This is a genomic window from Mycobacterium paraseoulense, from assembly GCF_010731655.1.
Lineage (GTDB): Bacteria > Actinomycetota > Actinomycetes > Mycobacteriales > Mycobacteriaceae > Mycobacterium > Mycobacterium paraseoulense.
Window position 1 is genome coordinate 3085335 of record NZ_AP022619.1, and the last position, 26034, is coordinate 3111368.

Here is a 26034-nt window from a genome sequence, read left to right on the forward strand (position 1 = left end):
TACTGACTTACATGCGCTCCATCTGGAAGGGCTCAATCGCATTCGGGCTGGTCAACGTCCCGGTGAAGGTGTACAGCGCCACCCAGGACCACGACATCAAGTTCCATCAGGTGCACGCCAAGGACAACGGCCGCATCCGGTACCAACGCGTGTGCGAGGTGGACGGCGAGGTCGTCGAATACCGTGACATCGCCCGCGCCTTCGAATCCGACGACGGCCAGATGGTCATCATCACCGACGACGACATCGCCACCCTGCCCGAAGAACGCAGCCGCGAGATCGAGGTGCTCGAGTTCGTTCCCGCCGAAGAGGTCGACCCGATGCTGTTCGACCGCAGCTACTTCCTCGAGCCCGACTCCAAGTCATCGAAATCCTATGTGCTGCTGGCGAAAACGCTCGCCGAAACCGACCGGATGGCCATCGTGCACTTCACGCTGCGCAACAAGACGCGGCTGGCGGCGTTGCGCGTCAAGGACTTCGGCAAGCGGGACGTGATGATGGTGCACACCCTGTTATGGCCCGACGAGATCCGCGACCCCGACTTCCCCGTGCTCGACAAGGAAGTCGAGATCAAGCCGGCGGAACTGAAGATGGCCGGTCAGGTCGTGGAATCGATGGCAGAGGACTTCAATCCCGACCGCTACCACGACACCTACCAGGAGCAGCTGCAGGAGCTCATCGACGCGAAACTCGAAGGCGGCGAGGCCTTCACCACCGAGGAGCAACCGAAGGAACTCGACGAGACCGAGGACGTCTCAGACCTGCTGGCCAAGCTCGAAGCCAGTGTCAAGGCGCGCTCCGGTGACGGCAAGGCTGCCGCCAAGAAGGCACCCGCCAAGAAATCGGCCGCCAAGAAGGCACCGGCCAAGAAGGCACCGGCGAAGAAGTCCGCGTCGAGGTCGTGACGCGGATCCCGCGCGTTCAGCGCCGGCGGGTCGCCAGGAATCGGATCGCCGCCGCGATCAGGTTGATCACGGCGACCATGATGATCAGGCTCAGGGCCGCACCCCAGATGCGCAGGAAGCCGGCGTGCTCGGGGTTGGTGAGTTCGGTGTAGATCAGCAGCGGCAGCGAGGCCATGTTGCCGTGGAAGATGTCGAGGTTGATCGACCGGCTGTAGCCGACCAGGACCAACACCGGAGCGGTTTCCCCGATCACCCGCGCCACCGACAGCAGGACGCCGGAGACGATGCCGGGCATCGCGATGGGAAAGACGATGCGCAAGATGGTCGTCCATTTGGGAACGCCGAGCGCGTAGCTGGCCTCGCGCAGGTCGTCGGGCACCAACCGGAGCATCTCCTCGGCGGACCGCACCACCACCGGCAGCATCAGCAAGACAAGCGCCAGCGACACGGCGAACGAGCTCTGCTGGAATCCCAGGGTGGCGATCCAGAGGCTGAAGATGAACAGCGCCGCCACGATCGAAGGCACCCCGGCGAGCACGTCGACCATGAACGTGGTCAGCCGCACCAGCCGGCCGGAACCGTATTCCACCAGAAAGACCGCGGTCATCAGGCCCAGCGGCACGGACATCAGCGCGGCCACACCGGCCTGCACCACGGTTCCATACAGCGCGTGATAGACGCCCCCGGCGAACTGCTCGGGCAAAATCCCGTGCAGCGAGTGAGTCCACCAGCCCATCCGGGTGACCGCGTACCAACCGCGGGCCACCACGACCGCGAGCACCCAGACCAGCGGCACCAGCGCGATGAGGAACGAAGCGACGAAGAATATCGTCGCGGCGTTGTTGGTGAGCCGGCGCCTGATGCTGACGGGCCGGAACGCCTGGGCTTTGACCGGCCGGTCGAACGCCTCGACCACGTCCGTCATCCGTTGACCTTCCCGCCGGCGATCGCGCGGGCCAACGCGTTGACGACGAACGTCAAGACGAACAGCGCGAACCCCGCGGCGATGTAGGCCCCGGTGGGCAACGGCTCGCTGAATTCAGCCGCGGCGGAGGCGATCTTGGAGGCGAACGTGTAACCGCCGTCGAACAGCGACCAATTCCCCGCGCGTGCCGCCGAGCGCAGAATGATCAACACCGCCACCGTCTCACCGAGCGCGCGGCCCAGCCCCAGCATCGACGCCGCGATGACACCGCTGCGACCGAACGGCAGCACGGTCATCCGCACCACTTCCCACTTGGTGGCCCCCAGCGCTTGCGCCGCTTCCATCTGCATCGGGGGGGTTTGCCGAAACACCTCACGCGAGACCGACGTGATGATCGGCAGGATCATCGCCGACAGCACGATGCCCGCCGTGAAGATGGTGCCGCCACCGGCCAGTGACACGTTTCCCTGCTTGAACAGGAAGAACCAGCCCAGGTTGCGGTTGAGGAACGCCGCGACGGGCTCGATCTTGGGCGCCAGCACGAAGATCCCCCACAACCCGAAGATGATCGAGGGCACCGCGGCCAGCAGGTCGACGATGGCCCCGAACGGGCGAGCCAGCCGCTTGGGCGCGTATTGGGTGAGAAACACCGCAATCCCGACCGCAACCGGCACCGCCAGGACCAGCGCGGTGATCGAACTCAACACGGTCACCATGAACAGGTCGCGGATGCCGAACGCGAGCTTCCCCGGGTCGGTGGTGCTGAACTGGGCGCTCGTGAAGAAGTTCGCGTGGTTGGCCCGCAACGACGGAACCGCACGAATCAGCAGGAACAACGCGATCAGCAGGATCGCGACCACGATCGTCGACCCGGCAGCGGCAGCCGTCAGCTTGAACAGTCGGTCGGCCCGCCGAGCCGACGACGCACCCAGCGCCTTGAGCTCGGGTTCCTTCGGAGTCGACGGGCTGGCTACCGCTCCACGGGTCACGACCACCTCAGATCACGTGATGGCGTTGATCGAAGCCGACAGTCTCGACTTGAACGAATCCGGGATCGGGATGTACCCGTTGTCGGCCAGGCCACTTTGCCCCGCACCGATGGTACTTTCCAGGAAAGCCTTCACCGCCGTACCCACCTGGGAATCGGGGTACTTCGAGCACACGATCTCGTACGTCGCCAACACGATCGGGTAAGACCCCGGCTGGGTCGGCTTGTAGAAGGAAAGCGTGTCGAGCACCAGGTCATTGCCCTGCCCGCTGATCTTGGCCCCGGAAATCGTCTTGCCGACCGAGTCAGAGCTGATCGCCACGGCGTCCGGACCGGCCGACGTCACGACCTTGGCCATGTTGAGCTTCTGCGCCTCGGCGAACGACCACTCGTTGTAGGTGATGGATCCCTCGGTGGACTTGATCGCCGCCGACGTGCCGTCGTTACCCTTGGCGCCCTCGCCGACGCCGCCCTTGAAGGTCTTCCCCGCGCCCTTGCCCCACGCGCCGTTGGAGGCGGCGTCGAGGTATTTCTGGAAGTTGTCCGTGGTGCCGGACTCGTCGTTGCGGAACACCACATGAATCGGCTCGGCGGGCAACGTGACGCCGGAGTTCAGCGCCGCAATGGCCGGGTCATTCCAGCTCGTGATCGCGCCGTTGAAGATTTTCGCCGCCGTGGGACCGTCGAGGCTCAGCGAACTCACGCCCTTGACGTTGTAGGTGATGGCGATCGGGCCGAACACGACCGGCAGGTTCCATGCCGGCGAGCCGCACCGCTGCTGCGCGGCGGCGTATTCCTTGGGGACAAGCGGCGAGTCCGAGCCACCGAAATCGGTTTGATTGCCGTTGAATTCACTGATTCCCGCGCCCGAGCCGTTGGCCGTGTAGTTCAACGTCTGCCCGGGGCATGCCTGTTCGAAAGCGTTGACGAAGCGGGTCATCGCGTTGGCCTGCGCGGTCGACCCGCTGGCCTTCAGCGTCTTCTTGCCGCCACAGCTGACCTTGCCCGCCGACGAACCGCTGGTCGAGCTCCCGCCGCCGGCGTTGTTGTCGCTTCCACATCCCGACAACACCAGCGCACCAGCGGTCACGACGCTCAGCGCGGCACCGAATCGGTTGAGTTTCAAGTCACTTCCTAACGGTAGAGATGAAACATGATTGCCGGCGTTGTCCTCGCCGCTCTGCGGCGACCAGCCGTCTCTTGCAGCAAGGAAGCTAACAGCACGAAGGTTAACGCTGGGCAAATTGCTGTCGGCCGATTGCCGCTGGCCAGGACGGCTTTGCGGGTCGGCGCACCCCACGCGAGGCGCTCACGAAATGGCGTTGATCGCCGCGGACAATCGGGACTTGAGCGCGCCCGGGACGGGAATGTAGCCATTGTCCGCCAAACCGTTCTGCCCAGCACCGATGGTGCTCTGGAGAAACGCCTTCACGGCCGCGGCGACCTGGGGATCCGCGTACTTCGAGCAGACGATCTCGTACGTCGCCAGCACGATCGGGTACGAACCGGGCTGGGTCGGCCTGTAGAAGGAGAAGGTGTCGACGACCAAGTCGTTGCCCTCCTCGGTGAAGTCGGCGCCGGCGATCGTCTTGCCGACGGAGTCGGCGTTGATCGCCACCGCGTCCGGCCCGGCCGACGTGATGATCTTGGCCATGTTGAGTTTCTGCGCCTGGGCGAAAGACCACTCGTTATAGGTGATCGACCCTTCGGTGGCCCTGGCCGCCGCGGACGCGCCGTCGTTGCCTCTGACCCCCTCGCCGACACCGCCGTTGAACGTCTTGCCGATGCCCTTGTCCCAGACCCCATGACCGGCGGAGTCGAGGTATTTCTGGAAATTGTCGGTGGTACCGGACTGGTCGTTGCGGAAGATCACCCGAATCGGCTCGGCCGGAAACGCGACGCCCGGGTTCAACGCCTGAATCGCCGGATCGTCCCATGTCGTGATGGCGCCCTTGAATACTTTCGCGGCGGTCGGCCCATCCAGATTCAGCGAAGTCACGCCCGCGACGTTGTAACTGATCGCGATCGGTCCGAACACCACCGGCAAATTCCACGCCGGTGAACCGCAGCGCGCCTGCGCTGCAAAGTATTCGATGGGCGCCAGCGGTGAGTCCGACCCAGCGAAATCAGTATGTTTTCCGGTGAATTCGCCGATACCGGCGCCCGAGCCGTTGGGCGTGTAGTTCAGCGTCTGGCCCGGGCAGGCCTGCTCGAATGCCTTGATGAAGCGGGTCATCGCGTTCGCCTGGGCGGTCGACCCGCTGGCCCTCAGCGTCTTCGTGCCGCCACAACTCACCTTGACGGGCGACGCGCCCGGTCCCGCGCTTTCCCCCGCCCCGTTGTCGTTGCTGCCGCAGCCCGACACCACGAGGGCGGCGACGGTCAAAACGCTCAGCGCCGCGCCGAATCGGTTCAGGCCCAATAGGATCCCCAACAGGAAGGATCAAACATGATCGCCACCATTCAATAGCCGCTGCGCGCCGACCAAACGGTCAGCACTAAGGCTAGCGCCGAGCGAATGTCTTCGCAGTGGACACGAAATCGGGCGAGGCCGTCCCGTATCGCGTTGAGACACCCATTCGACCGACCGGTCCGGGCCTGCCGGGACCCGGGCGCGGGGCGTTCCATCGCTCCGCCCGTATGCAAAAGTAGAACCTGTTCCAGAAATGCCGCATCCCAGACGGCGGGGCTTGCTACCGTGTCGGCTGACAACTTGGGCGAAGAGAGGCCGCAATGATCCTGGACAGATTTCGTCTCGATGACAAAGTCGCCGTCATCACCGGTGCGGGCCGCGGCCTCGGGGCGGCGATCGCGCTGGCTTTCGCCGAGGCGGGCGCCGATGTCGTGATCGCCTCGCGAACGCAAGCGCAACTAGAAGGCGTCGCCGAACAGGTCCGCGCCGCCGGCCGGCGGGCGCACATCGTCGCCGCCGACCTGGCGCATCCGGAGGTGACCGCGCAGTTGGCCGGCCAGGCCGTCGACGCCTTCGGGAAATTGGACATCGTCGTCAACAACGTCGGCGGGACCATGCCCAACACCCTGCTGACCACCTCGACCAAAGAGCTCAAGGACGCGTTCACCTTCAACGTGGCCACCGCCCACGCGCTGACCGTCGCGGCGGTGCCCCTCATGCTCGAGCACGCCGGCGGGGGCAGCGTCATCAACATCACCTCCACGATGGGCCGGCTGGCCGGCCGTGGTTTCGCCGCCTACGGCACCGCCAAGGCCGCGCTGTCGCACTACACCCGGCTGACCGCACTGGACCTGTGCCCGCGCATCCGGGTCAACGCGATCGCGCCGGGGTCGATCCTCACCTCCGCGCTGGACGTGGTTGCCTCCAACGACGAACTGCGCGCGCCGATGGAGAAGGCCACCCCCATGCGCCGCCTCGGTGATCCCGTCGACATCGCCGCCGCCGCAGTGTATTTGGCGTCCCCGGCGGGCAGCTTCCTGACCGGTAAGACGCTGGAGGTCGACGGCGGCCTCACCTACCCCAACCTCGACATCCCCGTCCCCGATCTGTGACCCCCGACCGCTGAGGAGCCCGTCATGGCAATACCCGTCGTCCAGTTGGGCACCGGCAACGTCGGTGTTCACGCCCTGCGCGCGCTCATCACCAACCCGGCGTTCGACCTCAGGGGCGTTTGGGTGTCGTCGGACGCCAAGGCCGGCAAGGACGCGGCAGAGCTTGCCGGGCTTTCCGACGCGACCGGCGTGCTGGCCAGCACCGACCTGGACGCCGTCCTGGCGGCCGGGCCGCAATGCGCCGTGTACAACGCGCTGGCCGACAACCGATTGCCCGAGGCGCTCGAGGACTACCGGCGCGTCCTGGCGGCCGGGATCAACGTCGTGGGTAGCGGCCCGGTGTTTCTGCAGTATCCGTGGCAGGTGATTCCCGAGGAGCTGATCAAGCCCATTGAAGACGCTGCGCGCGAAGGGAATTCGAGCGTATTCGTCAATGGGATCGACCCCGGCTTCGCCAACGACCTGCTGCCGCTGGCGCTGGCCGGCACCTGCCAGAACATCCAGCAGATCCGCTGCATGGAGATCGTCGACTACGCCACCTATGACAGCGCCGCGGTCATGTTCGACGTGATGGGTTTCGGGAAGCCGCTCGACGAGATCCCCATGCTGTTGCAGCCCGGCGTGCTCAGCCTGGCTTGGGGCTCGGTGGTCCGGCAACTGGCGGCCGGCCTGGGCGTCTCACTCGACTCGGTCGCGCAGGAGTACGTCCGCGTGCCGGCGCCCGAGGACTTCGACATCGCGTCGGGGCACATCCCCAAGGGCAGCGCCGCCGCGCTGCGGTTCGAGGTGTTCGGCATGGTCAACGGCGACCCCGTCGTGGTCCTCGAACACGTCACCCGGCTGCGTGAGGACCTCTGCCCGGATTGGCCGCAGCCCGCCCAGCCCGGTGGGTCCTATCGCATCGAGATCAGCGGCGAACCGTCCTACGCCATGGACGTCTGCCTCAGCAGCCGCAGGGGCGACCACAACCACGCCGGGTTGGTGGCCACCGCCATGCGGGTGGTCAATGCGATCCCCGCCGTCGTGGCGGCCCCGCCGGGCATCGTGACGACGCTGGACCTGCCCCTGATCACCGGCAAGGGGCTCTACCTGCCGGGTTGATTCGGCCGCTCGGCAATCAACCGCCGTCCACGCCCGAATGGCGGGTGGCGTCCCAGTCACCGCGGAGTCTTCGGCTAACCTCACTTTCTTATTCGGACGTGTGAATCGAGGTGCGACGCGTTGACGCAGAGCAGCCAGGACTCGCTGAAAAGCAGCTGGTATCTGCTGGGGCCCGCCTTCGTCGCCGCGATCGCCTACGTCGACCCCGGCAACGTCGCGGCCAACGTCAGCTCCGGCGCCAAGTTCGGCTACCTGCTGCTGTGGGTGATCGTGGTGGCCAATGCGCTGGCCGGCCTGGTGCAGTACCTGTCGGCCAAGCTCGGCCTGGTGACCGGACGCTCGTTGCCGGCGGCCATCGGCAAGCGAATGAACCGTCCGGTCCGGCTGGTCTACTGGGTACAGGCCGAACTGGTGGCGATCGCCACCGACATGGCCGAGATCGTCGGCGGCGCAATCGCGTTGCGGATCCTGTTCGACCTGCCGCTGCTGGTCGGCGGCATCATCACCGGGCTGGTGTCCCTGCTGCTGCTGGCGATCCAGGACCGGCGGGGGCAGATCATCTTCGAACGCGTCATCACCGGCCTGCTACTGGTCATCGCCATCGGCTTCGCGGCCAGCTTCTTCGTCAAGACGCCGCCGCCCGATGCCGTGCTCGGCGGGCTGGTGCCGCGATTCCGGGGGACCGAAAGCGTGCTGCTGGCCGCCGCGATCCTGGGCGCCACGGTGATGCCGCACGCGGTCTACATGCATTCGGGGCTGGTCCTCGACCGGCACGGGCATCCCGCCGAGGGCGCACACCGACGCCTGCTGCTGCGGGTGACCCGGCTGGACGTCGTGCTGGCGATGGCCGTGGCCGGAACGGTGAACGCCGCGATGCTGCTGGTCGCCGCGATCAACCTGCAGCACCGCGACATCAGCGTGTCCATCGAGGGCGCATACTCCGCGATCCACCACACGCTGGGCGCGACCATCGCGGTGCTGTTCGCGGTCGGGCTGCTGGCGTCCGGGCTGGCGTCGTCGTCGGTCGGCGCCTACGCCGGCGCCATGATCATGCAGGGCCTGCTGCACCGCCGGATTCCGATGCTGGTGCGCCGCCTGGTCACCGTCTGCCCCGCCCTGGTGATCCTCGCGGTCGGGTTCGACCCCACCCGCGCGCTGGTGCTCTCCCAGGTCGTGCTGTCGTTCGGGATACCGTTTGCGGTCCTGCCGCTGGTGAAGCTGACCGGCGACCGCGAGCTGATGGGCGACGACACCAATCACCCCGTCACGACGGTTATTGGCTGGGCCGTCGGCGTGATGATTAGTCTGCTTAACGTGGTGCTCATCTGGCTGACGGTGACTGGCTGAATGCCGGGCCGCCGGCATGCCTACTTCGCATACGGGTCGAACCTGTGCGTGCGGCAGATGGCGCAACGGTGTCCCGACGCCGACGATCCGCGCCCGGCCGTCCTGTCCGATCACGACTGGCTAATCAACCAGCGCGGCGTGGCCACCGTCGAACCGTGCGCCGGCAATCAGGTGCACGGCGTGGTCTGGCAGATCTCCGACGGCGACCTGGTCACCCTGGACAGCGCCGAGGGTGTGCCGGTGCGTTACCGGCGTGACCGGCTGACGGTGCACACCGACGCCGGGCCATCGCCGGCCTGGGTCTACATCGACCATCGGGTGACACCCGGCCCGCCCCGGCCGGGTTACCTGCCCAAGATCATCGACGGTGCCGTGCAGCACGGGTTGCCGCAGCGCTGGATCGACTTCTTGCGGCGCTGGGATCCCTCGCGCTGGCCTCGCCGGGTATCGACGTCCGGCCCTGCGCCGCAATCGCTTTCGGCGTTGCTGAGCGAACCGGGGGTGGCCGAGGCCAGCCGATTGCGGTCGCGCTTCGGCTTCCTCGCCATCCACGGCGGCGGGCTGGAAGAGATGACCGACGTGATCGCCGAACGCGCGGCCGAGGCCGCCGACGCGTCGGTGTACGTGCTGCGTCACCCCGACCGCTATCCGCACCACCTGCCGTCGGCGTTGTTCGACCCGGCGGAGTCGCCCCGGCTCGCCGAGTTCCTCGACCATGTCGACGTCGCGGTGTCGCTGCACGGCTACGGCCGCATCGGGCGCAGCACTCAACTGCTGGCCGGTGGCCGCAACCGCGCGCTGGCCGCGCATTTGGCCCGGCACATTCGGTTGACCGGTTACCTGGTGATCACCGACCTCGAGGACATCCCGCCGGAGTTGCGGGGTCTGCATCCGGGCAACCCGGTCAACCGGGTGCGCGACGGCGGGACCCAGCTGGAGCTGTCCCCACGCGTGCGCGGGTTGAGCCCGCGCAGCCCGCTGCCCGGCGACGACGGCCTGTCTCCGGTCACCACGGCGCTGATCCTGGGACTCGCGGAGGCGGCACGTTGTTGGTAATTGTCCTCATCTGTTGAACGGAGTTGTTGGTGGCCAAGGATTTTCGTTTCGGAATGAGCATGCGCTTCATCAAGTCGCGCGAGGCGTTTGCCGAAAAGGTGAAGCGCGCCGAAGATGTTGGCTTCGACATTCTCTGTGTGCCAGATCATTTGGGGGCAGCCTCCCCGATCGCCGCGCTGACCGCGGCCGCCATGGTCACCACGAGACTCAAGCTCAGCATGTATGTGCTCAACGCCGCCTTCTACAAGCCGGCCCTGTTGAGTCGAGACCTTGGCGACCTGGACAAACTCAGCGACGGCCGTCTCGAGATCGGCCTCGGAACCGGATACGTCAAAGAAGAGTTCGATGCGGCCGAGCTCCCCTACCCCAGCGCCGGCGCCCGGGTCGACTACCTCAAGCACATGACGAAATACCTGAAGGAGCATCACCCGAAGACGCCAATCCTCATTGCCGGCAACGGCGACCGGGTGTTGACCATCGCCGCCCGGCACGCCGACATCATCGGGCTGACAGGTTCGAGGGTGAAAGAAGCCGACGACCCGTTGACCGAACGCGTCGAGTTCGTCCGCAGCGCCGCCGGCGACCGATTCGACTCGCTGGAGCTGAACCTGGCCATCACTGCTCTGCCGGCCGAAGGCGAGACCATGCCCGACCTGAGGATGACCCGGCAATACGCCCCGGGGCTGTCCGACGAGGAGTTGCTCGAGCAGACCTCGGTGCTCAGCGGCACGCCGCGTGAGATGGCCAACAGGCTGTCCTTCTACCGCGAGAAATACGGGGTCACGTCCGTCACCGTGCAGGACAACCACATCAAGAACTTCGCGAAGGTCATCGCCGAGCTGCGCTGAGCCGTCGCGGTTACGGACTGCCGGTAAGCTCAGGCGGTCCGCCCTCGTAGCTCAGGGGATAGAGCACGGCTCTCCTAAAGCCGGTGTCGCAGGTTCGAATCCTGCCGGGGGCACGACGTCATATATTACCTGCTCAGAGGCCATTTTTGGGCGTAGGCGCGGGTCGGCGCGTGCGATCTCCGTGTGATCTTCTGTAGCGCGTGCCAGCACTAGCCAGCGCAGTTGTTGCGACTGTAGCGACCCAGTATCGGGATAGCTGGGACGCGCCAAGAGTCGCCCCCCTTGACGCGCCGCGCCTCCATCAACAGCGGACCACCCAGCCGGAATGAATGTGGCAGTTGTGCGCTTTAGCCACATGCACGCTCGACAGCAATGCAATGTTTTGATTGACGCTCTGGATCGATCAAAGGCCAGGTCAGTGGATTCGAGGAATAGGCAATACCTGTGGATGGGGTGTTGCAGGGGACATCCGTTCCTGCCGCCTCTCTCGCCCGGAAGGGTCGGTCAGGCTGGCGTCAGGTGAAGCGGTAGGTGGGTCGGACCGCGTAACGAACTATGGGTCGACCATTCTGTGGGGCCGCCGGGAGCGATCCGTTTGACGTGGGTGACGAGTTGTCTCAGCACGGCTTGGGCTTCCATTCGAGCCAGTGGCGCTCCTATGCACATGTGTGCGCCGTAGCCGAAAGCGACGTGAGCTCGCGGGTTGCGGTCAGCGCGGTACTCGTCAGGTTGGTCGAAGGCTGCCGGGTCGCGATTCGCCGCCCCGAAGGACAAAAGGACGCGTGATCCGGAGGGGATGGTGACGCCGCCGATTTGATAGTCGGCGCGGGTGTAACGGTAGAGGTTTTGTATCGGGGTCGTGATGCGAAGTTGCTCCTCGACGGCGATCGGGACGAGGTCGGGGTTGGCGCGGATCAAGTCGTACTGATCGGGGTGACGGGCGAGGGTGTCGAACATTCCACCGAGAAGGTTCGTGGTCGTTTCATTCCCGGCGATCAACAGGTGAATCGCGATCAGCCAAAGCTGGCGATCGGTGAGACTGCCATCGGTGTTGTGTTCGAGGAGTCGCCCCAGCACAGTGCCCGATCCCTTTAATCCACCCACTGCGAATTGCTTCACGAAGTAGCGCTGCAACGCCACCATTGCGGATATGGATCTGACAGCCTCTGCGAGACCTGCACGTGTCGGCGTCAATTCCATGACTTTCACGGCGTTTTCTGACCACCGCCGGAAGTCATTGACGTCGTCTTCGGGTACCCCGAGGATCTGCGCGATCAGACGGATCGGCATCGGTATCGCCAAGTGCTGCACGACATCGCAGCCGGGGTTGTTCAACAGGTCGGAGACGAGTTCCACGGCCAGCTTCTCGACGATTTCCTGCCAGGCGCTCATGGCTCCCTTGCTGAATCCCGGCTGGATCTGCTTACGGAGTCGGGTGTGTTCTTCACCGTCGGTCAGCACCGCGAGCGGTGCCGACATCCTCAATCGGGTGACCCCTTGCGTACTGGTGACCTGATCGGTGTCGCGCAGTGCAGCTCGCACGTCGTCGAGTCGGCTGACGATCCAGGTGGCTCGCCTGGGGTTGTAGTGCACGCGGCCACTTCTGTGTAGAGCCCGGTAGGCGTCGAATGGTTGGGCAGCGGTGATCGGATTCTGTGGGTCATAGTCTGTATTCATCGCGCCCGTCCAAGCGTCGTAGCCGCGTCGGCGGGTGCGTATCGCGGCAGCCAGGTTCATCCGAACGGCATTACTGAACGGCCTAATGGCTTCGGCAACCCCTTGGGCGGTCTGACTGATCGACATTTTCGCTCCCCTTACCCGAGCCACCCGCTCCCCTGACTGCCTCCGCGCCGAATTCGAACCTGATTGCGGACGATGTTGGTCGTCAAATGAATGACGTAACACGCAGATACGATGGTCAACTGCCGACTCATTCGAGGATTCGCCATCATGACCCCGATCGTCGTTTCGATGGCACCGTTGATGTAGGTGAACATGCGCGCGTGTTCGGCAAAGCCGAGGCGGTTGATGGGGTCGAAGAACCGTGGAACGAAGAAATGCGCAACACCGATCACGGCAACGATGACAGCGACGCACTGTTCGCGGCCCCTTTCCGAACGACGAGTCATTGTGTCGGTCATTGATGTTGCCGGGTGTTGCGAGCCACGGCGATCATGTCTCTCATCGTGAACGCCGCGAGAACGCCGCCGTCGCAGGCGATATCGACGCCAGTCATATAGCTGGCCTTCGTGTCCGCGCAGAATGCCAAAAGTTCTGCGACTTCCTCGGGTCTGCCGAACCGCTTCAACGCGGCATAATTCAACATCGCTCCCGAGCCGGCTCGTTCCTCCAACCTCCCCATGGGTGTGTCGATGGTGCCCGGAGATACCGAGACAATTCTTCCGCCGCGCTCGCCGAACCTGGCCGCCTGTGAGGAGCAGTACCACGTTACGAAGTTCTTGCTGATCGAATATGCGAACCCTGGCCGCATCTTGGTAGGCACGACGTTGCACGCCGATGTCATCTTCTTCACGAAGACGTCCTGGTTGCGCAGCGCGTACTTGAAACGCCCCTTAGGTACTAACACTCGCGGAAAGGTGTGCGCCGCCATCGACGCAACGTTGACGATCGCAAAGCCTTCCTCCACAAGTCGGTAGAAAGCTTCGTTCACGTTGACCGTGCCCAGCGCATTGATCCGGATGATCTGCTCGGCTGAACCCATGCTGGGACTCACCCCTGCGGTGTGGATGACCGAGGCAACGGTACCGAATGCCTGTGATTCGCAGACCAACTCGGCGACAGAGTCATGGTCGGTGACGTCAACCACGACGGGCTTGCACTCGACACCGAGTTCCCGCAATTCCGTCGCCGCCGCGTCGAGACGGGCTTCACTGACATCGCTGATGACGACCGAGTGGTCGCGTCCGACGATCTTCGCTGCGGCGAGTCCGATGCCACCCGCAGCTCCGGTGATGACAGACAATTCGCGCATTCGCTACCTTTCCGCTCGACGCGAAGTCCCAGTTCGGACGGACTCGTCACCCGCTCTAATCCGGCTGTTGGAACGGGCGGCCGCTATTACGAGATTATTTTTCTCGTAAATCATGGCACGTTGCGCCGCCGATGTACACAGGCAACGTGCCCCGCCCAGACAGACGACTCAGGGGCTTTAGATTTGCTTTAGGGTCGTGACGTGAGCCAAAACCGCCGAGGGCGACCGCGTAGCGGGGCTGTGCATGAGGCGATCCTTGACGCCACCCGCAGCCTGCTGGTGGACGTGGGGTACGGCGGGGTGTCAATGGACAAGGTTGCCGCCAATGCCGGAGTGGGAACGCAAACGGTTTATAGACGGTGGCCGTCGAAAGCTCCTTTGGTGGCCGAAGCGGTAATGCAGGCGTATGCGCAAGCCGACTTCACGCTTCCTGATACGGGAGACATGGTCGAAGATTTGAGGACTTGGATGCACGAATCTGCCGCGCTCAGTGCCGCCCCAGAGAACATCGCACTCGTCCGCGCTCTTGCCGCTGCCGCGGCTGAGAACCTTCAAGACCGCGACACCTTGTACCAACAACTCACTGGCCGCTTCCACGACGCGGTGATGCAGCGGTTGCAAACCGGAATCGCGTGGGGTCAAATTCGCGCCGATGCCGACATCGAAGCTGCCGCTGACGCATTGATTGGAGCCACGCTATATCGCATGCTCAGCGTCACAACGACGGTTGGCGAGACGATCGGACGTTACGACGGCCTGATAGACACATTGATGAGTGGCCTCTCGACGCGCTGACCCGATCACTTTCAGTGACTCGGGACGGGACAGACATGGAGGCTACGGCCAGTCCCGCGCCGGGCCGTTCGGAACGAATTCCTGATCTCCAGCTATCACCCGCTGCGGCCGACGTTGATGGCCCAGACAGGCGCAACGGTATCGGATCGGGGTGCGACGCTTAAGCGCGCGCTTGACCAAGTTTCGGTCGGGGGATCCCTGTCAATGAGATTCGGTCGCAGTCGTGTGCGGCACGCCCAGCCCTTCGGCAAGATTCTGCAGAGCGATCTTCGCGAGCGGCAGGTCCGCTCCCACTTCCCCGCCGAGCCCCAGCGCCAGGCTGAGGTCCTTTTCTCCCAAGTCGCGGGTGTGCAGGAAGGGTTGGTAGAGGAAGTGGTCTGGGGCGAGCGGCTTGCTCATGTCGTCGCGGAACATCATTGCGCCGGTGCCACCGCTGTGTGCGTCGGTGTGGCGCACGACCCGGCTGAACGCTTGCACGTCAAGACCTGCCGACTCGGCGAGCTTCATCGCTTCGCAGGCCGCCGCGAATGACGTGAAGGTCAGCATGTTGCGCGCCAGCTTCATCCGGGTCCCCGCGCCGGGTTCTCCAGCGTGGACCACCATGGATGCCCACTGCTTGAACGCCGGCTTGACGCGCTGGTAGACCTCGCGTTCGGCGCCCACCATGACAGCCAAGTCGCCCGTCTTGACCGCTTCGACGCCGCCGCTGACCGGTGCATCGATGACGTGAATCCCATTCGGCTCCAGCTCGGCGGCCAGGTTGACCGCGGTCCGGTGGTCGATCGTCGAGTGGATCGCGATGACGGTACCGCGCTTGGCCCGCGGGCCGAGCCGCGCCACCACGTCGCGCACTTGCTCGTCGTTGAGCACCATCACACTGATGATGTCGGCGGCTGCTACGTCATCCACGGTGTCGGCCACCTGCACTCCGGCATCGGCGAATGACGTTGTGGCGTCAAGCCGGACGTCGAAGACGATCAAGCCACCGGGCCAGTCGACCAATCGCCTGGCCATCGGCGCGCCCAGATTTCCCAGCCCGATGAAGCCCAACTTCGGATCTTCCGCCATGGATATCCTCCTCGGAGTCGCGTGATCATTGTGCACGACGGCATGCTCACGCCCGCCGCAACAACATCGCGGTGGTGCCGCTGTTTGCCGCTCCGACGCCGACCGCGGCCAGACCCGCCCCGTCGATCTGTCGCGCGCCGGCTTCGCCGCGGATCTGCAGGCATGCTTCATGAAGATGCCCGAAGCCGTGCAGTCGTCCTCCGGATAATTGCCCTCCGGCAGTGTTGATGGGTAATTGGCCGCCCAGCGAAATGCGAGCCGGGTCAGCGACCCACCCGCCGGATTCGCCGACCGGGCAGAAACCGAAGTCCTCCAGCCAGCAGAGCACAAAGACACTGAAACCGTCGTACAACGAAGCCACGTCCACATCGTCGATCGTGAAATCGGTGCGCTCCCAAATGGTGGACCAGCGTGAACTGATGCGGGTGATGTCTTCGCCTCCCTCCCAGGTAAACCGGTCGTGGTGGGCGCAGTCGAGGGCCTCTACGGCCACCCCCGGATGGTCCAACCCTGCGACGTGCTCGGCGCGCGAGACGACGAACGCGGTGGCCCCGTCGCAGGCGATGTCACAGTCGAACATGCACAGCGGGTCGGAAACCATCCGCGCGCTCAGATACGCGTCCAGGTCGAGTGGCTCGCGATAGATCGCCGCGGGGTTGCGCGCGGCGTGGGCCCGCTGCGCGATCGCGATCGACGCGAGCTGCTCCCGGGTCAGGCCGTATCGCAGCATCCGCGCGCGGATTTGGAGCGCCGCCAGGTTGGCCGCTGTCACACCAAAAGGCATCTGCCACCCCAGCATTCCGGTGGGACGTCCGCCGCCGGACCCATAGCCCTTGCGCCGGCCGGCGCCCTGAGCGGTGCCCTCCCAGATGCTGCGCCAACACAGGACGTGGTTGGCAAGCCCCCCGGCCACCGCGAGCATTGCGTCCACCACGGCGCCCAGCTGCCCCGGGGATTCCACTCCCCCGGCGACCCAGTTCGGGTTGATTCCCAGCGCGTCGTGGATATCCCGCAGCGACGCCCCGGAGAACCCGACGCCGGGTTGCGACGACCCGGGATAGGTTGTGAGTCCGTCGATGTCGGCCAACGACAGGCCGGCGTCGGCAACCGCGGCAAGACACGCTTCGGCGGTGAGCTCCAGCGGGTCCCGCCCCAGCCGGCGGCCGATCGCCGACTGGCCGATGCCGCTGATGATGGCCCGCCCGGTCACCGCATTATTCATCAGCGCTCCGGCTCGAACGACGGGATGAACACCTCGTCGTCACCGTCCACGCATCGATCGAACGTGACCCGGACGGGCATGTTCGGAGTGACTTCGTCGGGGTGGACGTTCACCAGGTTGGTCAGCAGGCGCGCCCGCTTGTCCTCGACCGGGTTGACGAATGCGATCAGGTAGGGCGGCGTGAACCCCGGGAACCATTGATGGCGGTTCACCGTCCAGGATTCGACGAATCCGCGGCCGCTGAGGTGGACATACTCGGTGGTCGCGTGGTCAACAGGACACAGCAACGCAGGCGGGTGACACAGCCGCCCACAGCAGGTGCAGCGTTGCATGCGCAGCACGCCGTCGGCGCCAGCGGTCCAGAAGGGTCGATTCAGAGCGGTCAGCGCCGGAACCGGCCGGTGAGGGTCTGGCATGTGGTTCATGGGTGAATTCGACTGCTAGCCGAACACTCCCGGTGATTGCGAGTAGTCCACCGTCGATAACTCGGTCATGCCACCATCGATGTGCAGCACCGTGCCGGTCACGAACGCCGCGTCATCCCCTGCCAAGAAGGCGACTGCGGGCGCGATCTCCACCGGGCTGGCGCCCCGTTTCATCGGCGAGGCGGCGGCGGTTCGAGTGTAGTTGTCCCATTCGGTCCCGATCAGTTTTTCCTGGGCCTCGGTAAGGGCGAACGGGCAGACCGCATTGACTCGGATGCCGTGGCGAGCCCACTCGTTGGCGGCGACCTTGGTCAGCGCCGCCACCGCGCCCTTGGCCGCCGAGTAGGGAGCGGTGTACGCGATGCCGGCGAGGGCGGAGCCCGACACGAAGTTGATCACCGACGCCCGCCCCGACTCGCGGAGGAACGGAAAACAGAGCTGCATGAACCGGAAGGTCGCCTTGGGCCCGGTGGCCTCTGAGAGTTCCCAATCCTTGTCGCTGACCAGTTCGAGCGCCTTCGGCATCGCGAAGAACTGGGCCGCGTTCACCAAGATGTCGATCCGGCCGTTCCCGGTTTCCGCCACCTCGTGCACGGCCGCTTGAATCGCGTCGCGGTGGGCCACATTGGCCCTGATGAAGGAGGCTTGCCCGCGATTGCCACGAATGCGCTCGACGCGCTCAAGGCCCTTCTCCCCGTTCAGGTCGACGATTGTGACGTGGGCGCCCAGGCTGGCCAACTCGTCGGCAATGGCCCCTCCCAAACCCTGGGCCCCGCCGGTAACCAGGGCGTATCTGTCCTCCAGACGAGACAAGAGCACTCCTTGCTGCGGTGTAACAATGGAACATCAAGCGTTCAATTATCCAATGATTGCAGATCGTCGCGGCGGTGCCTAGTGCACCCGCCACGACCCTCCTCGTGCGAGGAAGACCCGCGCCCCAAGGGCGTAGCCGTCCTCGCAGGGCCGGTGCGGCTCCCGGACGCAACGCCGCACGTCGCGTAGCATGAACAATCGGGATCACTGCCGTTGGCGCGTAGGAGTGTGATGTTGACTGATCCGGTCACCAACGAGGCGGAGGTCGGCGCCGAGACCGAACGCCGCGACCAGATACTCGACGCCGCAAATGAATGCTTCGCTCAGTTAGGCATCCACCGCACCAGTGTGCAGGACGTGGCGCGCATGGCCAAGGTCTCCCGGGGCACCATCTATCGGTACTTCGTCGATCGCGATGTCCTGATCGAAGCGGCCATCGAGCATGGCGCACAAGGCTTCTACCGTGAAGTCGCCGCGGCGATGGCCAAGAAGTCAACGCTGGCAGAACAACTGGGCGCGATGGCCGAAACCCATGCGAAGATCCTTCTGGACCATCGGACTCGCAACCGGCTGATGGCCGATGACGCCGAGCTGATGCGCCACATGGTCGCCGACGGCGATGCCGCAGTCCGCCGCACCACAAAGTTCCTCGAACCCTACGTGCGCGACGCCCAGAAACGCGGCGAGGTCGGCGCCGGAGTCGACGTGACCGCCGGTAGCGAATGGCTGGCGAGAATCATCTATTCCTTTTCGACTGTCAATCAAGGTCTGACCTTCGATATGACCAAGCCGGCCACGGTCCGCCGCTACGTCGAGAAATTCGCGATCAACGGCCTGCGCTGACGCGGTCGCGAATTTCACCTGCCCATCACATAGCCGTGCGGCTGTCGCGGCCCATCGCCGCGGGCTCGGTCGCGAACTCACGCACCATCGCCTGGATCGTGTACGACGCGGCGAGCCGTCCATCTCGGGCGAAGACCCGGCCGTCGCCCTGCACAAGCCCCCGTCCCGACCAGAAGGCGTGGTTGGTGTACAGCAGCCAGTCCGCAACATCGACGTCGTCGTGAAACGCGATGGTGGCTTTCATGATTCCGGTCGACAAGGTGGCATGCGCGCGGGCTTCGCCCAAACCCAAATGCGGCAACATACCTGCGGCGATAGTCCAATGCGTCGTCGACTGGGCCAGCAACGCAGTCCGCAGATAGGGGGTCGGCGGCGCATCGCGGAATCGCACCCACACGTTGATGATCGGCGGGCCCACCCGGTCGGGATCCGGATCGTAAGCACCATCGACCACCCGGATCTCGCGTCCCGTCATCCCGAAGCCCGGAAACGACACCGCCGACTCGGGTCCCGGAACGTCCGGCATGGGCTCGGCGTCCCGCATGACGTCGCCGGCTCCCGAGTCCGCAAGCACCAAGCCCGCGCTGCGGAATACGCCCCGCTGACTGATGCGAATTTCGGCCGTCGAAAACGATCTGCCCCGCCGTAGCACGTCGACGGATAGATCTACGGGCGCGTCGAAGGAGGCCGCTTTGGCGAAGATCATCGATGCCGACGTGATTCGTTGCCCGGGAAGCGCTTTCGACGCCGCCACGATCGCTTCGCCGAGCAGCTGGCCACCCTCGACGACATTGCGACGCGTCGGCCCGTGCGCTGGCCCGATGAACCCGCTTTCGGATACCTGCTGCACGTCGATGATTCTGCACAGCTCGTCGGCGTCTCCCCATAGCGGGAACGTCGCAGGAATCTTTGAGCCGTCCGGCCAGTCTTCGACGACGACCACACGCAGCGCGTCGTCGTAGAAACAGACGTGTCCCGCAATCGCTGCGACCTCTGGCAACGGGGTGCGGTAGGCCCACACGACGTTCTCGACACCGGAATCCGCCCCGTCAAGGCTCCAGTAACTCGCCCGGCCCTTGAAAGGGCAGACGGTGCTGTGATCCGACGGGCGGAACAACTCCCACCGCACGTCGGACTCGGGAAAGTACAAGCGGTCCTCGTGGTCGGTCTCGGTCACCACGAGGCACCGGTCGCTCTGGGCAACGAGCACGTCACCGAACCACACCTGGCCCCGGTATGGACACGGGGTCGCCTCGATGCGGTAGTCGGGGTAATCGGGCCACGCCGACTCGACTTGCGTTGACATCACTACCCTCTCGTCGCCGGCCTCATACCGTCACCGCGCGACGCGGCGACGACGGTGGACGAATTACGAGCTGCTCGAGGCCTACGGCGGGAAAATTCAAAGCGCTGGCGAATGTTCCCGCCAGCATGTCGGCGACGTCGGCGGGCGACATCAATGTCTCTTGCAAGAGGCCGCGCGCCACCCAATCCTGCACGACCACACCGAGCAGCCCGGGTTCGAACGCCGCGGTGAACTCCGTCGGAACGGTGCCGCCCACGGTGACACAGCAGTAGCGAAAGTCGGGATGCTCAGTGCGCCAGGCATTCAGGCTTTCTGATAGCGCGGCCTTGCTGGAGGAATAGGCGCCCAGCGCGGTCCGCGGCTGGCCGACGGTTTCGGAGGACAGGGCGCTGACGATCGCGGCGGGAGCGAGCACCGGCAGGCAGCACTTGATGACCTGATGCACACCGACGACATTGGTCTGCATCACGTCCGTCCAATCGTCGACGGAAGTGTCGGCGAACATTCGCAACGGCGCGTATCCCACCGAGATGAAGAGCAGGTCGATTTCGCCAAGGCTCTCTCGGGCCATATCGGCGAGCCGCGCGCAATCGTCAGCGTTACGCACATCCGCGCTGATGGCCGCGCCGCAGCCGGCATCGGCGGCGACCTCGTCGAGACGGTCTCGTCGGCGCGCCGCGATGAGCAGGTCGGCGCCCTCCTTGCCGGCACGGACGGCGAATGCCCGCCCGATCCCGGCTGATGCGCCCACCACCACGACCCGCTTGCCGGCCAATGTCCGTTCGCCCATGCGCTGACCACCGATCGAGAATCCAGTGTCGAAAGCCATCCGACATCGGAGAACAATAGTACATCTATTGTTTAGTTGAGCGACGCCGCTTGGTCCTTCAGCGAAGCCCGTTGATGGCGAACGTTTCCACGTAGCGCCGGACAGTGTCCGGCTTGGACATGTCGAACGTCTGGGCCTCGTTGACGGTCGAGAACGACCAGATGATGCGGGCCAGCCATTCGCTGGCCGCACTCACGTCGACGCCGGTGCCCACCTCGCCGCGCTCGCGCGCGGCCCGCACGTAGGGTTCGAGAAACTGCGTGGATCGCCGGACCGCGGTGTCACCGTCGGAGATCAGGTGCCGCATCAGCTCGGCATCGTCGGCCATCAAACGGTTCCGTGTGCGATGGTCGAGCAGGATTCTGGCGTGCGTTTCCGCCATCGCGCCGACCTGCTCAGCCAGCGTGTTCTTCTTGGCCATGGCGGAAGCGACCTCCCGATAAAACCGCTGCGCACCGAATTCGATCGCGGCGTCGATGAGCACGTTGCGGTCTTCGAAGTACCGGTACACCGTGCCCCGCGACACGTTGGCTTTTCGCGCGACGTCCTGCACGCTGGTGCGCTGGATGCCGAGCTGGGTGAAGCATTCGTTCGCCGCCTCGAGGATCTGGTCCCTGCGATCGAATTCCCCGTCCGATTCGAGATCGGCAGGGGCGGGTTTCGTCGACATGTCGCTCTATGCTACGCGACAAATTTCGCCGTTGTGTTCCATCCATGGGCCAATTCGCCACTGAACTGGGCCCAGATAGTGGTCATTGCGACACACAGCGTACCGCTGTCTAGTATGGCTGTCGTCGGCGGTGACGCCAGAAACGAGGGCAGCGCGTGGAGCTTGGCCTGGGGGGACGCAATTTTGTTCTCGTCGGCGGGACGACCGGTATCGGGTTCGCCGCCGCGCGGCAGCTCGCGGCCGACGGTGCCAACGTGGCGCTGCTGGCTCGTAACGGAGCGCGTGCTCGAGCGCGGGCCGAGCAATTGACCGCAGACTACGGAGTGCGGGCGGTCGGAATCGCCGTCGACGCGGCCGCCCCGGGCGACGGGGTGGATCGCGCTGTCGACGAGGCGGCCGCGAGCCTGGGGCCGCTGCGCGGCCTGGCCGTCACCGCGGGACCGATGAATCAACAGGGACCGTTCCTCGAACACGGCGACGAGTCGTGGGACTGGTATTACCAGTTGATTTTGATGGGAACCGTGCGCTCCTGCCGCGCGGTCATCCCGCACCTGCAACGCAATGGCGGTGGAACCATCGTCACGACGGCCGCGTATTCCGTTCGGGCGCCGAAGATCCTGATTCCGCCATACAACGCGCTCAAGGCGGCGGTGTTGACCTTGTCAAAGATCCTGGCGAAAACACATGGCCCCGAGGGCATCAGGGTCAACACCGTATGCCCGGGGCTGTTCGACACCGAGGTTAACGATTTCATCCGCGCCCGACGGGCAGCGGAGTACGGGGTGGCGCTGGAGGACGCGATCTATACGCACCTCGCGAGCAACCCGGACTGGAACATGCGGGTTGCCCTCCGCCGCGGCGGGCGTCCCGAAGAAGCGGGTGAGCTGATCGCCTTCCTGCTCAGCGACAGGGCAGCTTTCATGACCGGCGCGGCCGTCAACATCGACGGGGGCACGGACTTCTGACCCCCTCAGAGGCCGATCTCGTCCGCGAGGAGTCCCCGGTGATAGGACGCGTCGCCCAGCAGGTGCCCTGACGATTGAGCCCGCTTGAAGTACAGATGGGCCGGGTGCTCCCAGGTGAATCCGATCCCACCGTGAATCTGGATGTTCGCGGCAGCGGCCCGGGCGTACGCCTCGGAACTGCACGCCTTGGCCAATGACGCCACCGCCGGCAATTCGGGCGAGCGTTGCGCCGCGGCCCGCACCGCGTAATAGGCCGCGCCGCGGGCACATTCGATGTCGAGCAGTACATCGGCGCACTTGTGGCGGATGGCCTGGAAAGATCCGATGGGCTTGCCGAACTGCCTGCGGGCCTTCGCGTAAGCGACCGCCATCTCGAGGCAGCGTTGCGCGCCGCCGACCTGTTCGGCGGCCAGCGCGGCGCAACCAAGCGCGAGGGTCGACCGCAACAGTTCCTCCGCGCCACCCAAACGACCGACGAGCGAGGCCGGCGTTGCGGTGAATTCGATGCGGGCCTGTTTTCGAGTCTGGTCCAGGCCGGACAGCGCGCGTCGGGCGACGCTGTCGAACCGGTCGACGGCGAACAACGACAATCCGGAGTCGGCCTGGGCGGCCACAAACAGCACATCGGCGCTGCAGCCATCGAGGACATAGGTTTTGGCTCCGTCCACCACCCAGCCGTGTGCCGTTTCTCGCGCCCGCGTGTGGATCGCCCCGGCTTCCCAGCGGCCCGACTCCTCGGTGACCGCCAGGCTGGCGATGGTCGCTCCGGACGCGATGCCCGGCAGGTATCGTTGTTGGGTGGCATAGTCACCCGACTCAAGCAGCGCGCTCGACGCCAGTACCGCCGACGCGAAGTATGGCGACGGAGCCAGGGCCCGCCCCAATTCCTCGGTGACGATGCCGAGTTCGACGAACGTGTACCCCTGACCGCCGAATTCTTCGGGGATGGCGAGCCCCACCAGGCCCAGTTCGTCGGACATTTGCGCCCACAGCGACGGGTCGTAGCCCACCGGGTTTTCCATGTGGCCGCGCACGCGTGCCTCGTCGGCCTTGCTTTCGAGAAAAGAGCGCACGACGCGGCGCAACTCATTCTGCTCATCGGTGAATCCGAAACCCATTGCACAACCAGACATCACGACTCCGCGGGCGCGCGACCGGTCGGGCTCACCCGCGGTGCTTCAGCGCCCTGGCGCAGGGCGCGCAGCCAATCGCCGACGGCGGCCGGGGCCGGGACCGGCGCGTCGAAGCGCCCGGGGTCGGCGGCCCAGAATGCCTCCCACGAGGGGAACGCGTGGTGGAACGAGCCGTCCTGGTTCGGGCTGCCGGGCCAGCGCACCTTTCGCGGACCGACCGGCGGGTCGGTGATGTCGCTTCGGTACCAGAACAGCGGGATGCGGCGCGCGAAATACCAATGGCCGTCGCGCCGTTCGTAACGGTCCAGATAGGCCAGCATCTCGATGAACCAGGCGCCCTCGGTTTCCAAGTCGTTGCGCGAGTAGACAAGACCGCTCGCGGTGTCGGTGTCGTGGACGTCGATGACATGGCCCAGGACACCGTGCGCGCTGCCCAGCAGCGTCGGACGAACCTCGGCGTCGTACCATTGGCGCAACGCGTCGCGACCGCGGCGCTTGCCCGGCACCCCGATGTCGTCGACGAACAGATTTGCCAGGGAATTGAAGTCACGCATATCCAACGCCACCGCGTACCGTGCCGCCAGCTGACGGATTTCCTCGATGGCCTCCAGGCGGGCGATCCGCGCCTCCAACCCAGTCATGCCAGCTCCCCCGAGGTGACAAGCTGCACCAACCGTGGCTTGTCGATCTTGTTCGTAGTGGTGTACGGCAGCCGATCGGCGTCGGGGAGAATCACCCACCGCTTTGGGACCTTGTAGGCGGCGAGTTCCCTGCGGCATGCCGCCGCGAGTTCATCCTGTGAGGCGCACCGCCCCTGGTTGAGCACAACCACGGCGCAGACGAGCGCACCCTTGTCCGCGTCCGGAACGCCGACGACATAGGCGATCCGCACGCCGTCGACGCCGCCGATCACCGCCTCGACCTCCACCGGTGCGACGTTGGCGCCCGAGGATTTGATCATGTCGTCGGTGCGTCCGGTGAAGAACAGGAAGCCCTCGTCGTCCAGGTATCCGGCGTCTTTCGTGTGGTACCAGCCGTCGGCGTCGAACAGATCGCTGTGCTGCCGTCCGATCATGCCGCGCATCATCGCGACTCCCCGCACGCAGATTTCCCCGATGGTGCCGTTGGGCACCTCCGCACCACACTCGTCGACGACCTTGTGCTCGTAGCCGGGTGCGGCAACCCCGAGTGAACCGCGCTTGCTTTCGGGCACCGGTTCGTGTGGTGGCCACCAGGTGTGGGAACTGCACGTTTCGGTCATCCCCAACTGCGTCACCAGCAGTGACGGATCGGCCGCGCGCAGTTCCGGCGGTAGCAGCACCTGGTGGTATCCCCCGCGCAGACTTGACAGATCGGCGGAGGTGAAGTCGGGATGATTCGCCAGTGCCCGGCCGACGTGGGGGAACCCCGTTGCGTAAGTGGCGCGCTCGGTTTCGAGTAGGCGCAGCACGTCGCCGGCGTCGAACTTGTGCTCGGTGAGAATGGTGGCGCCGGTCTGCATCGGCCCGAGCAGACCGAAGACCAGCCCAGCGACCCAGAAGAACACCATCGGGATGTAGACCCGGTCGTCGGGCTTCCACTCGTGCTGCGTGGCGACGAAGCGGGAGTGAGTAATCACGGTGCCGTGCGTGTGGATGATGCCTTTCGGGTCCGAGGTGCTTCCCGATGTGTAGATGACGACCAGGTCGTCGGACGGGCGGACCGTCGATTCGCACGCACGCAGAAACGTTTCGGGCGCCGGCTCCGGCCATGCACTGGGCCAGGTCCGCTCGCTGTCGCCAAGCCCAAAGATGTTGCGCAACTGGGGCAGCCGTTCGAGGCCGAGCGGTGCGCCCGGGGGCGGTAACTCGCCTGTAGCATTTCCGACACGAGCGAGCATGTCCTTGCCGAGCAGCGAGTCGACCGACAGCAGGGTGTGGATGTCGGCGTCGCGCAGCAGCCAGCTCAACTCCGGCGGCTGAAAGAAGGTGTTGATCGGCACCGCCACGGCGCCGATTCGCGTGGCAGCCAGGAAAGCGACTGCAAAATCGGGTCCGTTCGGCGCCAGGATTCCGACCCGAACGCCTTTGATGACGCCCGCCGCAAGCAACCGCCGCGCCATCTCGGCGGACCGAGCAGCGGCCTGCGCATAGGTGATTCGCTCGATCGTCCCCCCGCCCGCCGTGGAAATGACGAAGTCGTTGTCTCCGTAAGCGGCTACCAGGTCGACCAGCATCGCCGGGACGACCGGTGCGTACGGCATCGGTTCGTAGGCGAAAGTCCGTGGCGCCTCACTCAT

26 protein-coding genes and 1 tRNA gene are annotated in these 26034 nt (G+C 65.2%); 10 read left to right on the plus strand and 17 right to left on the minus strand.

What is annotated here, in order from left to right; genetic code table 11:
• Positions 1 to 11 precede the first annotated feature (11 nt).
• On the plus strand, positions 12 to 905 hold the full coding sequence (gene ku, locus G6N51_RS14125; RefSeq protein ID WP_083167052.1) for a non-homologous end joining protein Ku: 894 nt from the start codon (positions 12 to 14) through the stop codon (positions 903 to 905).
• A 16-nt stretch (positions 906 to 921) separates the two neighbouring features.
• Here ku and pstA read toward each other — a convergent pair whose 3' ends face one another.
• The 4 genes from pstA to pstS (G6N51_RS14145) form a co-directional block, all read right to left on the minus strand.
• Positions 922 to 1830, minus strand: coding sequence for a phosphate ABC transporter permease PstA (pstA, locus tag G6N51_RS14130; protein ID WP_083167056.1), 909 nt, complete (start codon positions 1828 to 1830; stop codon positions 922 to 924).
• Positions 1827 to 2762 (minus strand): phosphate ABC transporter permease subunit PstC, encoded by a 936-nt coding sequence (gene pstC / locus G6N51_RS14135; RefSeq protein ID WP_142274818.1) that lies wholly within the window; start codon positions 2760 to 2762, stop codon positions 1827 to 1829. The genes pstA and pstC overlap by 4 nt, the downstream gene beginning before the upstream one ends.
• A 69-nt stretch (positions 2763 to 2831) precedes the next feature.
• Positions 2832 to 3944 (minus strand): phosphate ABC transporter substrate-binding protein PstS, encoded by a 1113-nt coding sequence (pstS, locus tag G6N51_RS14140; RefSeq protein WP_083167064.1) that lies wholly within the window; start codon positions 3942 to 3944, stop codon positions 2832 to 2834.
• A gap of 183 nt (positions 3945 to 4127) precedes the next feature.
• Positions 4128 to 5240: a phosphate ABC transporter substrate-binding protein PstS gene (pstS, locus tag G6N51_RS14145; protein ID WP_083167069.1), complete on the minus strand. Its 1113-nt coding sequence runs from the start codon at positions 5238 to 5240 to the stop codon at positions 4128 to 4130.
• A 311-nt stretch (positions 5241 to 5551) separates the two neighbouring features.
• On the opposite strand from pstS (G6N51_RS14145), the gene G6N51_RS14150 reads away from it, so the two are divergent.
• From G6N51_RS14150 to G6N51_RS14175, 6 genes are all read left to right on the plus strand, one after another.
• Positions 5552 to 6343 (plus strand): SDR family oxidoreductase, encoded by a 792-nt coding sequence (locus G6N51_RS14150; RefSeq protein ID WP_083167072.1) that lies wholly within the window; start codon positions 5552 to 5554, stop codon positions 6341 to 6343.
• A 24-nt stretch (positions 6344 to 6367) separates the two neighbouring features.
• A complete protein-coding gene (locus G6N51_RS14155) occupies positions 6368 to 7444 on the plus strand; it encodes an NAD(P)H-dependent amine dehydrogenase family protein (protein ID WP_083167077.1) in 1077 nt (358 codons plus the stop codon).
• A gap of 90 nt (positions 7445 to 7534) precedes the next feature.
• The gene (locus tag G6N51_RS14160) at positions 7535 to 8791 is read left to right on the plus strand and encodes an Nramp family divalent metal transporter (protein WP_372510159.1); all 1257 of its coding nucleotides are present in this window, start codon (positions 7535 to 7537) and stop codon (positions 8789 to 8791) included.
• Positions 8792 to 9847, plus strand: a complete 1056-nt coding sequence (locus G6N51_RS14165) for a poly-gamma-glutamate hydrolase family protein (protein ID WP_083167085.1) — start codon at positions 8792 to 8794, stop codon at positions 9845 to 9847.
• A gap of 23 nt (positions 9848 to 9870) precedes the next feature.
• Complete coding sequence (locus G6N51_RS14170) at positions 9871 to 10695, plus strand: LLM class F420-dependent oxidoreductase (RefSeq protein ID WP_083167090.1); 825 nt, start codon at positions 9871 to 9873, stop codon at positions 10693 to 10695.
• A 40-nt stretch (positions 10696 to 10735) separates the two neighbouring features.
• Positions 10736 to 10808 (plus strand) — tRNA-Arg (locus G6N51_RS14175).
• Between the two features lie 391 nt (positions 10809 to 11199).
• Here the strand turns inward: G6N51_RS14175 and G6N51_RS14180 are convergent.
• The 3 genes from G6N51_RS14180 to G6N51_RS14190 are packed head-to-tail and all read right to left on the minus strand — an operon-like array spanning position 11200 to position 13687.
• Complete coding sequence (locus G6N51_RS14180; protein WP_083167095.1) at positions 11200 to 12498, minus strand: cytochrome P450; 1299 nt, start codon at positions 12496 to 12498, stop codon at positions 11200 to 11202.
• 11 nt (positions 12499 to 12509) lie between these two features.
• The gene (locus G6N51_RS14185; RefSeq protein ID WP_083167099.1) at positions 12510 to 12836 is read right to left on the minus strand and encodes a hypothetical protein; all 327 of its coding nucleotides are present in this window, start codon (positions 12834 to 12836) and stop codon (positions 12510 to 12512) included.
• Positions 12833 to 13687, minus strand: coding sequence for an SDR family oxidoreductase (locus G6N51_RS14190; RefSeq protein ID WP_083167103.1), 855 nt, complete (start codon positions 13685 to 13687; stop codon positions 12833 to 12835). Before G6N51_RS14190 ends, G6N51_RS14185 begins: the two co-directional genes overlap by 4 nt.
• Positions 13688 to 13927: 240 nt before the next feature.
• On the opposite strand from G6N51_RS14190, the gene G6N51_RS14195 reads away from it, so the two are divergent.
• Complete coding sequence (locus G6N51_RS14195) at positions 13928 to 14482, plus strand: TetR/AcrR family transcriptional regulator (RefSeq protein WP_232078381.1); 555 nt, start codon at positions 13928 to 13930, stop codon at positions 14480 to 14482.
• A gap of 201 nt (positions 14483 to 14683) precedes the next feature.
• Here the strand turns inward: G6N51_RS14195 and G6N51_RS14200 are convergent, their stop codons facing one another.
• From G6N51_RS14200 to G6N51_RS14215, 4 genes are read right to left on the minus strand one after another with little or no spacing between them, the layout of a single operon-like run.
• Positions 14684 to 15550 (minus strand): NAD(P)-dependent oxidoreductase, encoded by an 867-nt coding sequence (locus G6N51_RS14200; RefSeq protein WP_083167112.1) that lies wholly within the window; start codon positions 15548 to 15550, stop codon positions 14684 to 14686.
• Between the two features lie 46 nt (positions 15551 to 15596).
• Complete coding sequence (locus G6N51_RS14205) at positions 15597 to 16772, minus strand: thiolase family protein (protein ID WP_083167116.1); 1176 nt, start codon at positions 16770 to 16772, stop codon at positions 15597 to 15599.
• Positions 16772 to 17197, minus strand: coding sequence for a Zn-ribbon domain-containing OB-fold protein (locus G6N51_RS14210; RefSeq protein WP_083167121.1), 426 nt, complete (start codon positions 17195 to 17197; stop codon positions 16772 to 16774). The genes G6N51_RS14205 and G6N51_RS14210 overlap by 1 nt, the downstream gene beginning before the upstream one ends.
• A gap of 15 nt (positions 17198 to 17212) precedes the next feature.
• On the minus strand, positions 17213 to 18016 hold the full coding sequence (locus G6N51_RS14215) for an SDR family NAD(P)-dependent oxidoreductase (protein WP_264053520.1): 804 nt from the start codon (positions 18014 to 18016) through the stop codon (positions 17213 to 17215).
• A 225-nt stretch (positions 18017 to 18241) separates the two neighbouring features.
• On the opposite strand from G6N51_RS14215, the gene G6N51_RS14220 reads away from it, so the two are divergent.
• On the plus strand, positions 18242 to 18853 hold the full coding sequence (locus G6N51_RS14220; RefSeq protein ID WP_083167126.1) for a TetR/AcrR family transcriptional regulator: 612 nt from the start codon (positions 18242 to 18244) through the stop codon (positions 18851 to 18853).
• A 25-nt stretch (positions 18854 to 18878) separates the two neighbouring features.
• On the opposite strand, the gene G6N51_RS14225 is transcribed toward G6N51_RS14220, so the two are convergent.
• Genes G6N51_RS14225 through G6N51_RS14235 form a run of 3 tightly spaced genes read right to left on the minus strand, consistent with a single transcriptional unit; the run spans position 18879 to position 21658 of the window.
• Positions 18879 to 20159 (minus strand): DUF427 domain-containing protein, encoded by a 1281-nt coding sequence (locus G6N51_RS14225; RefSeq protein ID WP_083167129.1) that lies wholly within the window; start codon positions 20157 to 20159, stop codon positions 18879 to 18881.
• Positions 20160 to 20181: 22 nt separating this feature from the next.
• Complete coding sequence (locus G6N51_RS14230) at positions 20182 to 20988, minus strand: SDR family oxidoreductase (RefSeq protein WP_232078384.1); 807 nt, start codon at positions 20986 to 20988, stop codon at positions 20182 to 20184.
• Between the two features lie 58 nt (positions 20989 to 21046).
• The gene (locus tag G6N51_RS14235) at positions 21047 to 21658 is read right to left on the minus strand and encodes a TetR/AcrR family transcriptional regulator (protein WP_083167134.1); all 612 of its coding nucleotides are present in this window, start codon (positions 21656 to 21658) and stop codon (positions 21047 to 21049) included.
• Positions 21659 to 21813: 155 nt separating this feature from the next.
• Between G6N51_RS14235 and G6N51_RS14240 the strand changes: the two genes are divergently transcribed.
• Complete coding sequence (locus tag G6N51_RS14240) at positions 21814 to 22623, plus strand: SDR family NAD(P)-dependent oxidoreductase (RefSeq protein WP_083167137.1); 810 nt, start codon at positions 21814 to 21816, stop codon at positions 22621 to 22623.
• 5 nt (positions 22624 to 22628) lie between these two features.
• Here G6N51_RS14240 and G6N51_RS14245 read toward each other — a convergent pair whose 3' ends face one another.
• Genes G6N51_RS14245 through G6N51_RS14255 form a run of 3 tightly spaced genes read right to left on the minus strand, consistent with a single transcriptional unit; the run spans position 22629 to position 26034 of the window.
• The gene (locus G6N51_RS14245) at positions 22629 to 23741 is read right to left on the minus strand and encodes an acyl-CoA dehydrogenase family protein (RefSeq protein WP_083167140.1); all 1113 of its coding nucleotides are present in this window, start codon (positions 23739 to 23741) and stop codon (positions 22629 to 22631) included.
• A gap of 14 nt (positions 23742 to 23755) precedes the next feature.
• Entirely contained in the window at positions 23756 to 24397 is a 642-nt protein-coding gene (locus G6N51_RS14250; protein WP_083167143.1) for a nuclear transport factor 2 family protein, read from the minus strand.
• Positions 24394 to 26034, minus strand: a complete 1641-nt coding sequence (locus G6N51_RS14255; protein ID WP_083167146.1) for a class I adenylate-forming enzyme family protein — start codon at positions 26032 to 26034, stop codon at positions 24394 to 24396. The genes G6N51_RS14250 and G6N51_RS14255 overlap by 4 nt, the downstream gene beginning before the upstream one ends.